The following is a 13,633-nucleotide window of genomic DNA, read 5'->3' on the forward strand; positions in this document are numbered from 1 at the left end:
CCGGCGCCGTTACCGTTTCGGGCGTTTCGGCACCTGGTTGGCGCCCCGTCCGACACGGACCGAAGACCGCGGCTTGCCGCCCGGCGGGGTGAAGCGCTTGGACGTATCCGATGCATTGGCCTTCGGCTTGCTGTCGCCGTACGGTTTTCCGCCAGTTGGTTTGGCGCCGGTCGGTTTCGGGCCGGTGGGCTTGCCGCCAGTCGGTTTGCCGCCAGTCGGTTTGGCCCCCCCGGGCTTGGCCTTGTAGGGCTTGCCCGTGCCTTTCGGCTTGTCCGACGGGCCGCTGCGGTCAAATCCACCCGGCTTGCCCTTGGAATAGGGCTTGCCGGCCCCTTTCACCGGACCTTTCGCAGGCGCTTTCGACGGTTTGTTGCCGGTGCTCTTGGCCGGCCCCTTCGAGAACGGCTTGTCGCGGCGCGGCGCTTTCGGGGTCACCTCGGCCTTGCCATAGCGGCGCGGAGCCTCTTCGGTCGCCTCACCGGGCGCGTCGCTCCGATCTTCGGACTTGTGCGATTGCGGAGGGCTCTTCTTGTCGGACGACCAGCGCGACTTGCCCGGGCGCGGCCCGGCGGGCACGCGCGGCCCGGACGGCCGTCCCCGACCGCCATCCCGGCCACCTTCGCGACGCGGCTCGGATGCGGGCGGGCCATCCTGAGGCGCAACGCTCACGCCGTCTTCCAGCACGGCATCCGGCCCCAGCGTGTCCAGGAAACCCTGCACCTGCGCCTCGGCGATCTCGACAAAGGTTTCCGACTGGCGCACGCGGATGGCGCCGATGGCCTCCTTGTCCAGCCCGCCGGCGCGGCAGATCAGCGGCAGCAGCCAGCGTGCCTCGGCATTGTCGTCACGGCCCACGGACAGGCTGAACCAGCGGCTCGGCCCGAACTCCTTGCGCTCCTTCGGCTCGGGGCGGGCATTGGGGTCCGACAGCTCCTCGGGGGCGGAATGCTGGGTGCGGTACAGCCGAAGATAGGCCGCCGCCACCGTCTCGGGCGATTGCTGCTCAAGCAGGCGCGCGGCAAAGGCCGCCTCGTCTTCGGTGATCTCTTCCTGCCAGACCGGATTGGTCAGCAGGCGTTCTTCGTCCATCCGCAGGATCTCGTCGGCGCCGGGCGCGGTGATCCAGTCGGCGGAAATCTTCGCCCAGCCCAGCAGCCGCTGCGCCCGCTTCACCTGTTTCGGAGGCACCACCAGCGCCGAGATCCCCTTGCGCCCGGCCCGCCCGGTGCGGCCCGAGCGGTGCAGCAGCCCTTCGGTGTTCGACGGCAGCTCGGCATGGATCACCAGTTCAAGGTTCGGCAGGTCGATCCCGCGCGCCGCCACGTCGGTCGCCACGCAGACCCGCGCCCGCCCGTCGCGCATCGCCTGCAGCGCATGGCTGCGCTCCTGCTGGCTCAGCTCGCCCGAGAGGCACACCACCGCGAATCCCCGGTTGGAAAAGCGCGCCGTCAGCCGGTTCACCGCCGCGCGGGTATTGGCAAAGACGATGGCGTTCTGCGCGTCGTGATAGCGCAGCACGTTGATGATCGCGTTCTCGGCATCCTGCTGCGCCACCTGCAGCACCTGGTAGGTGATGTCGGCATGCTGGCTGCGGTCCGAAATCGTCGTGACCCGCTCGGCATTGCGCTGGAATTGCTCGGCCAGCTTGGCAATCGCCGGCGGCACGGTGGCCGAGAACAGCAGCGTGCGCCGCTCCTCGGGCGCCTCGCCCAGCATGAATTCCAGGTCCTCGCGAAACCCGAGGTCCAGCATCTCGTCGGCCTCGTCCAGCACGATGGCGCGCAGGCTGCCCATGTCGAGCGATTCCCGCTGGATGTGATCGACCAGCCGCCCCGGTGTGCCCACGACGATATGCGCGCCACGCTCCAGCGCCCGGCGCTCGTCGCGCATGTCCATCCCGCCCACGCAGGACGCCACCCGCGCGCCCGCCTTGGCATAAAGCCACTCCAACTCGCGCTTCACCTGGAAGGCCAGCTCGCGCGTGGGCGCGATGATCAGGGCCAGGGGGGCTGCGGCGGGGCCGAAATGGCCGCTCTCGTCCAGGATCGTCGGCGCGATCGCAAGGCCGAAGCCCACGGTCTTGCCCGACCCGGTCTGCGCCGAGACCAGAAGGTCGGCCTCTTGCAGGTCGGGGTTGGTGACGGCCTCCTGGACGGGGGTCAACGTGTCGTATCCGCGCTCGGCGAGCGCATCTGAGAGAGTCTGGATCATGAGGAAGCCGATCTGCGAGGTGCGGGCTGCGCCTGCCGGCGCGGCTGGTCGCCGGAAGAGGCGGAATGGACGCTCCTATCGCGTTCTCGTGCACATGTACACCGTGGATTGCATGACGTGGTTGAAAACCTGCCCGGCCCGTGGGGAAACCCTGGGCGGGACATCAGGAAGGGCTCGCGGCCCGGACCCCGGCCAGGCGTGGCCCTGCGCGGCCCGGGCAACGGCCGGGCAGGGGCCTCAGCTGCGCAGGTCCTTCGGCGAGCCCATCACCACGTAGGAGGTCAGCGCGTTGACATGGGGCAGGGTGCCCAGCACGTCGGTATGAAAGGTCTTGAAGCTGGGCAGGTCGGCGCATTCCACCCGCAGCAGGTATTCGATGGCCCCGGTGATATTGTGGCATTCCACCACCTCGGGCGACAGGGCCACCGCCCGTTCAAAGCTCTCCTGTGCCTGCTTGGTATGGCTGGACAGGCCGACCCCGATATAGGCCACAAAGCCCACGCCCATCGCCCCCGGGTCCAGGACGGCCCGGTAGCCGGCGATGACGCCCCGGCGCTCGAGTTCCTGCACCCGGCGCAGGCAGGCCGAGGGCGACAGCCCGACCCGTTCGGCCAGGTCGAGGTTGCTGATCCGCCCATCCTGCGACAGGGCCTGCAATATCCGGCGGTTTATCTGGTCCAGCTTCGTCATTTGTTGCAAAGAATGCCCTATCGGGCGCGATATCGCAATTTCATCGCCCTGTCTTTCGCCAAGTATTGCGCCGATACACCGATCCGCCCCGACCCGCATCCGACACCGCGCCGTAGCGGAACCGGGTGCAAGACCTGACGCTGAGCCCGACACAGGACCCGCCGAATGACCCATGACCTGCTTGTCGCCCTGGCGCTCTTTGCCTTTGTCTCGTCGATCACGCCGGGGCCGAACAACCTGATGCTGATGGCCTCGGGGGCCAATTTCGGCTTTCGCCGCTCGCTGCCCCACATGCTGGGCATCGGCATCGGCTTTACCCTGATGGTCCTGCTCGTCGGCATCGGCCTGTCCCAGGTCTTTGCCGCCTTTCCCGCCCTGCACCAGGTGCTGCGGGTGGTCAGCATCGTCTACCTGCTGTGGCTGGCCTGGAAGATCGCCCATGCCGCCCCGGCCCGTCCCGGGGCCGCCACCGGCCGGCCGATGACCTTTCTGCAGGCCGCGGCGTTCCAGTGGGTCAATCCCAAGGCCTGGACCATGGCCCTGACCGCCACGACGGCCTATGCCCCGGCCCAGACCCTTGCCGCCATGGCCCTGGTCGCCCTGGTCTTCGGCCTGGTCAACCTGCCGTCGGTCAGCACCTGGACCCTGGCCGGCCAGCAGCTGGCCCGCCTGCTGACCAGCCCGGCGCGTCTGCGGGCCTTCAACTGGACGATGGCCGGCCTGCTTGTCGCCTCGCTGATTCCCGTCATCCTGCCCTGACCCTGCTGCCCTGATCCCGCCGCCGGGCCCGTTGCCGCCGGCCCAGTTGCATCCCTCGCGCCGCTTGGCCATATACGGGCCAGACATGTTTCAAGGGGGCGCTGAATGACCCAGTACCTGGACTTCGAGAAACCGCTTGCCGAAATCGAAGGCAAGGCCGAGGAATTGCGCGCCCTGGCCCGCAAGAGCGAAGGCATGGACGTCTCCTCCGAGGCGGCCGCGCTGGACGCCAAGGCCGCGGCGATGCTCGTCGACCTCTACAAGGATCTCAGCCCCTGGCGGAAATGCCAGGTTGCCCGCCATCCCGACCGGCCCCATTGCCGCGACTATGTCGAGGCCCTGTTCACCGAATACACCCCGCTGGCCGGGGACCGGAACTTTGCCGACGACCATGCCGTGATGGGCGGGCTGGCCCGGCTGGGCGACCGGCCGGTCATGGTCATCGGCCATGAAAAGGGCTCGGACACCAAGTCGCGGATCGAACACAACTTCGGCATGGCCCGGCCCGAAGGCTATCGCAAGGCCATCCGCCTGATGGAAATGGCCGACAAGTTCGGCCTGCCCGTGGTGACCCTGGTCGACACGCCCGGCGCCTATCCCGGCAAGGGCGCCGAGGAACGCGGCCAGTCCGAAGCCATCGCCCGTTCGACCGAAGCCTGCCTGCGCCTGGGCGTGCCGCTGGTCAGCGTGATCATCGGCGAAGGCGGATCGGGCGGGGCGGTGGCCTTTGCCACGGCCAGCCGCGTGGCCATGCTGCAGCATTCGGTCTATTCGGTGATCTCGCCCGAGGGCTGCGCCTCGATCCTGTGGAAGGATGCCGAGAAGATGCGCGAAGCCGCCGAGGCCCTGCGCCTGACCGCCCAGGACCTGATCAAGCTGGGCGTGATCGACCGGATCATCGACGAACCCAGCGGTGGCGCCCATCGCGATGCCAAGGCGGCGATTGCCGGTGTCGGCCGGGCCATCGAGGCCATGCTGGCCGAATTCGACGGCAAGGACCGGGCCGATATCATCAGCGACCGGCGCAACAAGTTCCTCAAGATGGGCGATCGCGGCCTGGCGGCTTGATCGCCACGGTTGCGCCTGGCTCTCGCGCCCGCGCAACCGCCCGCGCCGTCACGGAATTTTCGAAAATTCCGGGCCCCTGGCGGATCGTGCCGCGCGGGCCCGGCCTCGCTCAGCTGGCCAGCAGCCGCAGGCCCTGGGTCACGTCCGAGCGCACGGCCAGCCGCAGCCCGGGCTCGTCGCCGGCCTTGAGCGCGGCCACGATCAGCTTGTGATAGCGCGGCGGCTCGGTGCGCCGCAGCTTGCCGTAAAGCGCATGCATCGTCGGCCCCAACTGCAGCCAGACCGTTTCCGCCATGGCCAGCATCGCCGGCGCCTGCGCCCGCAGGTAGAGCGTGCGGTGGAATTCGAGGTTGGTGCGGATATAGCCCGTCGCGTCGCGCTGGGCGATGCGCTCGGCAATGCTGGCATCGATGGTCTGCAACCGCTCGATCAGCGCGAAATGGGCCCGGGGCATCGCCCGCGAGGCCAGCTCGACCTCGATCAGCGCGCGCAGGGCGGCCAGTTCCTCGATTCGTTCGTTGGACAGCTCGGGCGTCGACACCCGGCCCGAGGACGACAGGAACAGCGCGCCTTCGGCCACCAGCCGGCGCACGGCCTCGCGGGCGGGGGTCATCGACACGTCGAAATCCTTGCCGATGCCGCGCAGGGTCAGCGCCTGGCCGGGCGAGATCTCGCCATGCATGATGCGCGTGCGCAACCCGCGGTAGACGCGGTCATGGGCCGAGGGCGTGGCGTTGTCGGATCGGGGGGCAGCTGTCATGGCGCATGTGTGATCACAAAATCCGCGCCCGTCAATGACGCGGTTTCACCCGGCGCTTTCAAAGCGGTAGCGGTGAAGGGTCGAGCCTTCGTTGCGCAGCCAGGCCCGGGCCCGGTCATGCGGGCCGTAAAGCCGGTCGACCTGGGCCCAGAAGGCCGGCGAATGGTTCATCTCGGCCAGGTGGGCCACCTCGTGCGCGGCGACGTAATCGAGGATCTCGGGCGGGGCCAGGACCAGCCGCCAAGAATACATCAGCGCCCCGGCGGACGAACAGGACCCCCAGCGGGACCGGGTGTCACGCAGGGTCAGCCGGGTATAGCCGCGCCCCAGCGTGGCGGCGTGGCGGTCCGAGGCGGCGGCCAGCCGGTCGCGGGCCATTTCCCGCAGAAAGGCCTGGGCGCGCAGGCCGGGCCGATCGGCCGGCAGGATCAGCGCATCCTCTTCCAGCCGCACCCGGCGCGTGGTCTCGCAGATCACCCGGCGCGGCCGGCCCTCGACCGGCAGAACGGCGCCCTGGGTGACGGCCACGTCGCCCTGGCGGCTGGCCAGGTGGCCGCGCACCCAGTCGGACTTGGACAGGGCGAAATCCAGGGCCTCGGCTTCGGACACCCCGCGCGGCACCGTCAGGGTCACCCGCCCGTCCAGCTGCGACACCCGCAGGCTGATTCGCCGGGCCCGGGCCGAGCGGCGCAGCAGGACCGGAACCGGCGGAGATCCGGGCAGGTGATGTTCGGCCATGGGGTGAGGCTCCTTGAAGGCGGGGGTCAAAGTCTTTGACAGCTTCGGCCCGCTGTGGCAGTTGGCCAGAATCTCCAAAGCGACTCATACCTCTTTGACAAGGATAGTGACATGCCCAAGGAAGAATGGGGCGTCAAACGCGTTTGTCCGACCACTGGCAAACGGTTCTATGACCTCAACCGCAACCCGATCGTCAGCCCCTATACCGGCGAGGTCGTCGAGCTTGATACCGGCAAGAGCCGGATGATCGCCGCCGACGCCGAGGATGCGGCCACGCTGAAGGCCAAGCAATCGAACGAGGACGACGATGTTGTCCTGGACGATGACGACGATTCGGTCGACGTCGACCTGGGCGATGACGTTCTCGACGATGACGACAACGAAGATAACGTCTCGCTGGACGACCTGGCAGACGTGGCTTCGGACGACGAGGACTGATCTGAAAATTTCCTCGCATCGGGTGGAATTTTTCGCTTGATCCCACCCGATGGAGGGCATAGACAGCACCTCACCTTAAGGGGCCTTAGCTCAGCTGGGAGAGCGCTACAATGGCATTGTAGAGGTCAGGAGTTCGATCCTCCTAGGCTCCACCAAATCCCCGCCAGACCGACCGGACGCCAGATTGGCCAGGGTCATGAACGTCGGGCGGGTCGGCGCAAGCGCCGGAAGACATTTCCGAAAATCCGGATCTCGTGGAACGCGCCAGGCATCATGCCGGCGTGTTTTTGCGTTTCGGGCCGGGCGATCCGGCCTGACGTCGGGGCAGGGCGCGGCGCTCAGGACGGCGGTGCGGCGGCGGGCGAATCACTGCCTTCCGGGGGCCTCGGCCCGGCGGCGCGCAGGACCAGGGTCCGGCCAAGCGCATCGAACCAGAAACTGGTGCCGGGCAGGACCATCAGCGCGCTCAGCAGCCAGCCGACCATGGCCATCGCGTCCCAGCGCGGCGGACAGACCAGCGCGGCGGCCATGGATGTCAGCCGCTCCCAGGGCGTGCAGATCAGCTTGTCTTTGGTTGGATCGGTGCTGGTGGCGCAGGCCTCGTCGATGATCACCCAGCCGATGGGCAGGGCGGGCGCCGGGGTGCCGTCGACGATGGTGGCGATCTTGCGCTGCAGGGCCGGGTCGGCCAGCAGCAGCTGTTCGACGGTCTGTTCGTCGGTCACCCGGGGCGCAAGTTCGGCGTGGAAGGCGGCGATCCGGGCAACCGAATCGTCCAGGGCAAAGCGGCCGGACCAGACGCTTTCGGTGATCTTGAGGAGATCGATGTTGAACCCCACGGCCAGCACCAGCCCGGCTCCGAACAGCCAGCGCCGGGCCCAGCGTTTGTAGGTGCCATGCAGCCGGGCCATCGTCTGGTCGTACCACATTTCCAGTTCCGAGCGCAGCCCGGCCAGGCCCTCGGCGTCGAGCCGGATGCCGGGGGCCCCGACCAGGGCGCGCAGGGCCGGGGGCAGATCGCGCGGGGTCAGCGGGTTCTGGTCGCGCAGGATGGCAATGACCGCCCGGGCAAAGCCATCGGCCGGCAGGTAGGACGGCAGCCGCCTGCCGGTGCCATAGGTCCTGAGCAGGGGCGAGCGGAACAGCAGCATGGCCATGCCGGTCTCGTCCTCGTCGTCGAACATGCGGGCGATCCGGGCGCGCAGCATCTTGCTGCGCTGGCCCAGCAGGCTGGCGATCATCTCGACGACCAGCGACGCCGCCAGGCTGAGGGCGAGGTAGATGAAGATGAGGACGATGAGGAAGTTCAGCATCGTCCCGAGTTCTGCAATGGTCATCGGGTGTCTCCGCTGGATTGCGGGCGGCCGCCGAACAGGCGCAGGCGGGTCGCCCCGGTCAGGCCGGGTTTCAGCTCGGCATGGGCATAGCGGCGCGAGCCGGTAAGCGGGCGGGCCGACCAGAGCTGGCCGGAGGCGACCAGCGCCCTGAGGTCGTCTTCGAGCGCGGCGGTCGAGGCAAAGCGGGGCGCGCCGGCCGGGAGCCCCTGCATCAGCTCGGCGGCGGTGGCGGCGGCATCGCCGCGGGCGATCAGGGCCAGCACGGCGGCCCGGCGTTCGGGCGTGGCATCGGCATATCCGGCATGCTGGTCGCGGGCGATCAGGTCGCTCATGACAATGGCCGTCATGGCCTTGCGGACGTCATCCCATTTCATCAGCCAGCCGATGTTCAGCCCCACCCGGGCAAAGAAACCGCCGGCCAGGTCGGCCAGCACCTTCCTGACCACCTTGCGCATGCGCACCCGGGCCTGGCGCATCAGCAGGTCCAGCCGCTCGGCGTCGATCCGGGGCCAGGGGCAGGCGGCGATCGGGCCGCCGATCCCGGGGCCGGGATCGAGGATGGCGCGCGGGGTCTCGGCCCGGGCCGTGTCGGGCACCTGGCCATCTGGGTAGAAGATCGGGTTGCGCTCGGACAGGACGAAATGATCCTGCAGGAACTTCTGGCAATTGCGCTGGCCCAGGACAAAATCGTGGCGGCGGAAGGTTTCGTCGACAAAGCCGCCAAAGCCGCCCAGCCCGCCCGAGGCGATGGCCTCGGCGCCGATCAGCTGGCGGTCATCGTCCAGGTTGCGCACCGGGGCGATCAGGAACCGCGAGCGGATGTCTGGATCGCCGGCGCTGGCCAGTTCCGAGGGCTTGAACCGGGCCTGGTTCATCAGGGCGGGCAACAGGGCCTTGAGTGCGGCCAGCAGGTCGCGCCGGGCCATGGGGTGGCCGTCCATCAGCGGGGTGTATTCCGGGCCTTCGGGGAACGGGTCGATCATGATCACCGCCCGGTCGGCGTTTTCCGGGTCGCGCGGGTTGGGTTCGAGATATTGCCAGCGGCTGGCGTCCTGGCCGTCCTGCTGGCGGTCATCCGGGGCAACGGCGTCGCGCAGGGTGAACCGGGCGTATTCGAAGGGCTCGTTATTGGCCACGCCGCCATCGACGGCGATATAGGGGATCGCCGTTTCGGACGGGCCGGCCACGCCGAAATCGGGCCGGGCATGGACCAGCCGGTCGGGCGGGATGTCCAGGGGCAGGGCGCCGCCGCGCGATGTCGCGGCGTCGAACCGGCTGAAATCGCCGGCCGTGGCATCGATCCGGCGGGCGGCAAGGCCGATGGGAAAGGCGCCGGTGGCGATCGCGGCCTGTTTCAGCAGCCCCCAGGGGCCCTCCCCGTCGAAGGGGATCGGCCCGTCGCCCAGCCCGGCCATGTCCAGGGCGATGCCCTCGTCGCCCCAATCGGTCAGCCAGTCGGACGGGCGGCTCTGGCTGCCCATGCCGCTGACCCGGAAATGGCGCACGGTGCTGTGCTGGGCCATGCGGTGTTCAAAGGCGCCTTCGCCGGCGGAAAAGCTGATCTTGTAGGGCACGCCCTGCAGGTTGGTCGTGGTCAGGAACAATTCGAGCTCGTCGGCCAGGAAGGGCAGGGGCCGTCCGCTCCAGCGGATGCCCGACAGCGCCTCGCCGGCCACGTCGTCGATATGGGTGCTGTCGAGCGCCGAGCGCAGGGGATCGTCGGGGTTGGCCAGGTCGTCGAGAGCCAGGAACCCAGCCTTGGGCACCGGGCGCCACAGGTCGAGCCCGCGGATCCAGACGTCGTAGAGCGGGCCGAGCGCAACCGACACATCGCAATCGGACCCGTCCGGCCCGGTGATCAGGGCCGGTGCGGGCGGGTTCAGCGCCGGCTCGCCGGGCCTGTCCGGCCCGTCGCGCTGCGCCCGGGCCAGGGCGGCGATGGCCAGGCCGGAACAGACCCCTCCGGCCGAGGCCCCGCTCATGACCTTGAGCACCACCCGGTGTTGCGGTGCGCCGGGGCCGCCGGCGGCCAGTCGCGCGGCATGGTGATCGAGGGCGCGAAAGAGGTAATCGAGCACGCCGGCCGTGTAGGCGCCGGCCGACACCGCTCCGGCCATGGTGATGCCGATGGTGAATGTCCGGGGTTCGGGCATCGGTCAGCCCCCGCGATGACGGGCGCCGGCCCGGGGGCAGCGGACAGGCGCGGAGAAATGGGAAAGACGTGGCTGCAATTGCGCGCCCTCCGGTGATTAAATAAATGGAATTCAATATTTCGAAAAATAATGGGGAATTGATTCTATAAAATCAACGATTCTATTTTTGCGCGAATTCAATTGCGAGGGCCGGAATGAAATGCCCCGGCCCGACATGGCAAAAGGGGCCCCGCGGGGCCCCTCGTGTCGTCCTGCAATGCCGTCCCTTGCGGGATCAGCCCTTGCCTTTCCAGGGCACCAGCAGCCGTTCGGCATAACGCATCAGGATGTCGATGCCGAAGCCGATGACGCCGATCAGGATGATGCCCATGATGACGATGTCGGTGTTCTGGAATTTCGAGGCCACCATGATCATCATGCCCGCGCCCTTTTCGGCCGCGACCAGCTCGGCGGCCACCACGGTGCCCCAGCAGACGCCCATGGCCACCCGCGCGCCGGTAAAGATCTCGGGCAGCGAATTGGGCACGATGACATGGCGCATGATCTGGGCCTTGCTGGCGCCCAGCGAATAGGCCGCGTGGACCTTGGATATCTTGACGCCCGACACGCCCGCGCGCGCGGCAATGGCCATGATCCAGAGCGCGGCCAGGAACAGCAGGATGATCTTGCCGGTCTCGCCGATCCCGGCCCAGATGATGACCAGCGGGATCAGCGCCAGGGGCGGCACCGGGCGCATGAATTCGACGATCGGGTCGAACCAGCCCCGAAACCAGTCGCTAAGGCCCATGGCATAACCCAGCGGTATGCCCACCAGCGCCCCGCAGACAAAGCCCAGCACCACGCGCATCAGCGAATAGCCCAGGTGTTCCCACAGCGTCGATCCGCGGAAGCCCTCCCTGGCGATCTCGACGATCCGCGCGACCACGGCCTCGGGCGGGGGCAGCCAGATCGGCTCCATCTGCCAGCCCTTCTTCGGTTCGAAGTTCAGCGTGCCCTTGGGTGACATGCCGACCCGGCCAAAGGGGGTCTGGACACTGTCGCCGGGGGCGATGGGCTGGCCGTCGACGGCCACCACCTGCGCGCCCTCGTCGCGGCCCAGCTCGTCGTTGCGGTCGACCCGGATCAGGCCCGAGCGCCAGACGCCGACGGTTGCGCTGTCGTCCTTGGCCCAGCCCTCGCCGGGCGCGACCTCGGGGGCGGCGACCTCCTGGTCGATCGGGTGGACCAGCACGGTGACCGTGGCGGTGTCTCTCTGGCCGTCGGGGGTTTCGGCCGTGTAATCAAAGGTTGCCACGCCTTCGAAGGGGCCGGGCGCATGCAGCCATCGCGGCAGCCAGTCCGACCCGGTGAAGGCCCCCCAGAGCAGGAAGATCGTGACGACGGAAATGACGCTTGCCGCCCGGTCCGGCCGCACCGCGCTTTCGTCGCCGAAGGTCACCGTCTTGAGCGAGGTGAAATCGGTGCGCCGGATGCGCCGGCGCAGCTGGTGGACGATGACATAGGCCACCAGGAAGATGGCCACGTAGATCAGCAGCGGGATCATGCCTCGTCCTCCGCCCGGCCCATGATCTCTTCTTCCATGTTCCAGATCATGTTCAGGATCTCTTCGCGGCGGGGGCCGAACTCGGGGTGTTTCTTGACCTCGCGCAGGTCAGCATTCACGCCCAGGTCGGCAAAGGGCAGGCGGTATTCGCGGTGGATCCGGCCCGGGCGCGGGGCCATGACCAGCAGGCGTTCGCCCAGCAGCAGGGCTTCTTCGACCGAATGGGTGATCAGGATGATGGTCTTGCCGGTCTCCTTCCAGAGCTTGAGCACCAGCGATTGCATCTTTTCACGGGTCAGCGCATCGAGCGCGCCCAGAGGTTCGTCCATCAGGATGACATCGGGGTCATTGGCCAGGCAACGGGCCAGGGCCACGCGCTGCTGCATGCCGCCCGAGAGTTCATAGACGGCCTTGTCCTTGAAATCCTGCAGGCCCACGGTTTCAAGCAGGTGATCGACGATCCGGGTCTTCTCGGCCCGGGGCATGCGTTTCATCGAGGGGCCAAAGCCCACGTTGTCGCGCACCGACATCCATTCGAACAGGGCGCCCTGCTGGAACACCATGCCCCGTTCGGCCGCCGGCCCGGTGACCGGGTGGCCGTTCATCTCGATGCGTCCTTCGGTCGGGGCCAGGAAACCCGCGACGATGTTCAGAAGCGTGGTCTTGCCACAGCCCGACGGGCCGAGGACCGACAGCAATTCGCCGGCCTCGAGGTCGAGAGAGACATCCTTGAGCGCCTGCACCGCGCCGCCGTTGGGCAGGTCGAAGCGCATGGAGAGGTTTTCGATGCTGAGCCCGTTCACCTAGTCCCCCAAAACTTTTGATGAAAGTTTTGCCAAAAGTTTCGGGGAAACTTTTGACGCCGGCGGGGCCGGGCACGATGCACCCGGCCCCTGTCCGTGTCACATGCCGTTGGCTGCGGCCAGCGGCCCGGTGTTGACGGCATTTTCATAGCTGGCGAGCGCGGAATCGATCGACCCGGCCGAGACGAAGACCTCGGCCACGCCTTTCATGAATTCCTGGCTGCCACCGCCCAGCCACTTGTCCGACAGCTGGGTGTCCACGTCGGGGAAGATGAAGGTGGCGATGGTCTCGGCCGTGGCGTCTTCGTCCATGCCGGCGTCCTTGGCGATGACCGGCAGCATCTCGGCCTCGTGTTCGCCGGAATTCCACATGGCATTGGCATCGGCCGTCACCTTGAGGAAGCTGGCCACCAGGTCGCTGTTCTCGGCGACAAAGGCCGCCGGGCCCGAGGTCACGTCGAAGACCAGGATGCCCAGCTCTTCCTTCTCGGCGCCGGTCAGCAGCACGTTGCCATGTTCCTTCATTCGCCGCAGGGACCCGCCCCAGCCGCAGGCCATGTCGACCGAGCCCTGGGCAATGGCCGCCGCCCCGTCGGGCGGGGCCATGTCGACGATTTCCAGGCTGTCGAGCGCCACGCCGAAATGATCCATCTGCTTGAGGAAACCGTAATGGGCCGCGGTGCCCAGCGGCACGGCAACCTTCTTGCCGGCCAGCTCGTCCGCGCTGTCCTTGTCGATTTCCAGGTCCGAGCGCACGACACAATTGTCGTTGTCGGAATAGCTGACCGCCACGTCCAGGACTTGCAGGTCCTGGCCCGCGCTGGTTGCCACGACGAAGGGCGGCACGCCCTGGCTGACCGACAGCTGCACATCGCCCGAGGCCATGGCCGCGCTCATCGCCGTGCCGGTGTCGAAGCTGACCCAGTTGATGGACACGCCCATCTCGTCTTCGTAGGTGCCCATTTCCTTGGCGTATTGGAAGGGCATCGGCCATTCGAGGAAATAGCCCACCGTGATCTCGTCCAGGGCAAGGGCCGGACCGGCCCCGGCGATCAGGGCCAGGGCGGCGGCGGCATTTCCGAAGCTGCGCTTGGTGATCAAAACTGCGTCTCCCGTGTTTGTGTCCGCCGGTT

The 13,633-nt window shown here is 67.9% G+C and carries 12 protein-coding genes and 1 tRNA gene; 4 read left to right on the forward strand and 9 right to left on the reverse strand.

Annotation, left to right across the window (positions count from 1 at the left end; translation table 11 throughout):
* Positions 1-9: 9 nt before the first annotated feature.
* Positions 10-2,211: a DEAD/DEAH box helicase gene (locus ACK3BB_RS05075; protein ID WP_428927642.1), complete on the reverse strand. Its 2,202-nt coding sequence runs from the start codon at positions 2,209-2,211 to the stop codon at positions 10-12.
* 237 nt (positions 2,212-2,448) lie between these two features.
* The gene (locus ACK3BB_RS05080; protein ID WP_428927643.1) at positions 2,449-2,901 is read right to left on the reverse strand and encodes an Lrp/AsnC family transcriptional regulator; all 453 of its coding nucleotides are present in this window, start codon (positions 2,899-2,901) and stop codon (positions 2,449-2,451) included.
* A 165-nt stretch (positions 2,902-3,066) separates the two neighbouring features.
* On the opposite strand from ACK3BB_RS05080, the gene ACK3BB_RS05085 reads away from it, so the two are divergent.
* On the forward strand, positions 3,067-3,660 hold the full coding sequence (locus tag ACK3BB_RS05085; RefSeq protein ID WP_428927644.1) for a LysE family translocator: 594 nt from the start codon (positions 3,067-3,069) through the stop codon (positions 3,658-3,660).
* 105 nt (positions 3,661-3,765) lie between these two features.
* On the forward strand, positions 3,766-4,728 hold the full coding sequence (locus ACK3BB_RS05090) for an acetyl-CoA carboxylase carboxyltransferase subunit alpha (protein WP_428927645.1): 963 nt from the start codon (positions 3,766-3,768) through the stop codon (positions 4,726-4,728).
* A 109-nt stretch (positions 4,729-4,837) separates the two neighbouring features.
* On the opposite strand, the gene ACK3BB_RS05095 is transcribed toward ACK3BB_RS05090, so the two are convergent.
* Together ACK3BB_RS05095 and ACK3BB_RS05100 are read right to left on the reverse strand one after the other, a co-directional pair.
* A complete protein-coding gene (locus tag ACK3BB_RS05095; protein ID WP_428927646.1) occupies positions 4,838-5,488 on the reverse strand; it encodes a GntR family transcriptional regulator in 651 nt (216 codons plus the stop codon).
* 45 nt (positions 5,489-5,533) lie between these two features.
* Positions 5,534-6,226 carry a M48 family metallopeptidase gene (locus ACK3BB_RS05100; RefSeq protein WP_428927647.1) on the reverse strand — a complete coding sequence of 231 codons (693 nt, stop codon included), beginning with the start codon at positions 6,224-6,226 and terminating at the stop codon, positions 5,534-5,536.
* Positions 6,227-6,337: 111 nt separating this feature from the next.
* Between ACK3BB_RS05100 and ACK3BB_RS05105 the strand changes: the two genes are divergently transcribed.
* Together ACK3BB_RS05105 and ACK3BB_RS05110 are read left to right on the forward strand one after the other, a co-directional pair.
* Entirely contained in the window at positions 6,338-6,664 is a 327-nt protein-coding gene (locus tag ACK3BB_RS05105; protein ID WP_428927648.1) for a TIGR02300 family protein, read from the forward strand.
* Between the two features lie 79 nt (positions 6,665-6,743).
* A tRNA-Ala gene (locus ACK3BB_RS05110) sits at positions 6,744-6,819 on the forward strand.
* A gap of 183 nt (positions 6,820-7,002) precedes the next feature.
* Here the strand turns inward: ACK3BB_RS05110 and ACK3BB_RS05115 are convergent.
* The 5 genes from ACK3BB_RS05115 to ACK3BB_RS05135 form a co-directional block, all read right to left on the reverse strand.
* Entirely contained in the window at positions 7,003-8,001 is a 999-nt protein-coding gene (locus ACK3BB_RS05115) for a hypothetical protein (RefSeq protein WP_428927649.1), read from the reverse strand.
* Positions 7,998-10,154: a hypothetical protein gene (locus ACK3BB_RS05120; RefSeq protein ID WP_428927650.1), complete on the reverse strand. Its 2,157-nt coding sequence runs from the start codon at positions 10,152-10,154 to the stop codon at positions 7,998-8,000. The genes ACK3BB_RS05115 and ACK3BB_RS05120 overlap by 4 nt, the downstream gene beginning before the upstream one ends.
* Positions 10,155-10,428: 274 nt before the next feature.
* On the reverse strand, positions 10,429-11,697 hold the full coding sequence (locus ACK3BB_RS05125; protein WP_428927651.1) for an ABC transporter permease: 1,269 nt from the start codon (positions 11,695-11,697) through the stop codon (positions 10,429-10,431).
* Positions 11,694-12,500 carry a taurine ABC transporter ATP-binding protein gene (locus ACK3BB_RS05130; RefSeq protein WP_428927652.1) on the reverse strand — a complete coding sequence of 269 codons (807 nt, stop codon included), beginning with the start codon at positions 12,498-12,500 and terminating at the stop codon, positions 11,694-11,696. The genes ACK3BB_RS05125 and ACK3BB_RS05130 overlap by 4 nt, the downstream gene beginning before the upstream one ends.
* A 99-nt stretch (positions 12,501-12,599) precedes the next feature.
* Positions 12,600-13,601 (reverse strand): ABC transporter substrate-binding protein, encoded by a 1,002-nt coding sequence (locus ACK3BB_RS05135; RefSeq protein ID WP_428927653.1) that lies wholly within the window; start codon positions 13,599-13,601, stop codon positions 12,600-12,602.
* Between the last annotated feature and the right edge of the window lie 32 nt (positions 13,602-13,633).

This window comes from Marinibacterium sp. SX1, assembly GCF_050389775.1.
Classification (GTDB): Bacteria; Pseudomonadota; Alphaproteobacteria; order Rhodobacterales; family Rhodobacteraceae; genus Marinibacterium.

What these genes read in the sequence shown, in the direction of transcription:
- ACK3BB_RS05075 (WP_428927642.1), bottom strand. Translation starts at nt 2,211, where the DNA reads ATGATCCAGACTCTCTCAGATGCGCTCGCCGAGCGCGGATACGACACG.
- ACK3BB_RS05080 (WP_428927643.1), bottom strand. Translation starts at nt 2,901, where the DNA reads ATGACGAAGCTGGACCAGATAAACCGCCGGATATTGCAGGCCCTGTCG.
- ACK3BB_RS05085 (WP_428927644.1), top strand. Translation starts at nt 3,067, where the DNA reads ATGACCCATGACCTGCTTGTCGCCCTGGCGCTCTTTGCCTTTGTCTCG.
- ACK3BB_RS05090 (WP_428927645.1), top strand. Translation starts at nt 3,766, where the DNA reads ATGACCCAGTACCTGGACTTCGAGAAACCGCTTGCCGAAATCGAAGGC.
- ACK3BB_RS05095 (WP_428927646.1), bottom strand. Translation starts at nt 5,488, where the DNA reads ATGACAGCTGCCCCCCGATCCGACAACGCCACGCCCTCGGCCCATGAC.
- ACK3BB_RS05100 (WP_428927647.1), bottom strand. Translation starts at nt 6,226, where the DNA reads ATGGCCGAACATCACCTGCCCGGATCTCCGCCGGTTCCGGTCCTGCTG.
- ACK3BB_RS05105 (WP_428927648.1), top strand. Translation starts at nt 6,338, where the DNA reads ATGCCCAAGGAAGAATGGGGCGTCAAACGCGTTTGTCCGACCACTGGC.
- ACK3BB_RS05115 (WP_428927649.1), bottom strand. Translation starts at nt 8,001, where the DNA reads ATGACCATTGCAGAACTCGGGACGATGCTGAACTTCCTCATCGTCCTC.
- ACK3BB_RS05120 (WP_428927650.1), bottom strand. Translation starts at nt 10,154, where the DNA reads ATGCCCGAACCCCGGACATTCACCATCGGCATCACCATGGCCGGAGCG.
- ACK3BB_RS05125 (WP_428927651.1), bottom strand. Translation starts at nt 11,697, where the DNA reads ATGATCCCGCTGCTGATCTACGTGGCCATCTTCCTGGTGGCCTATGTC.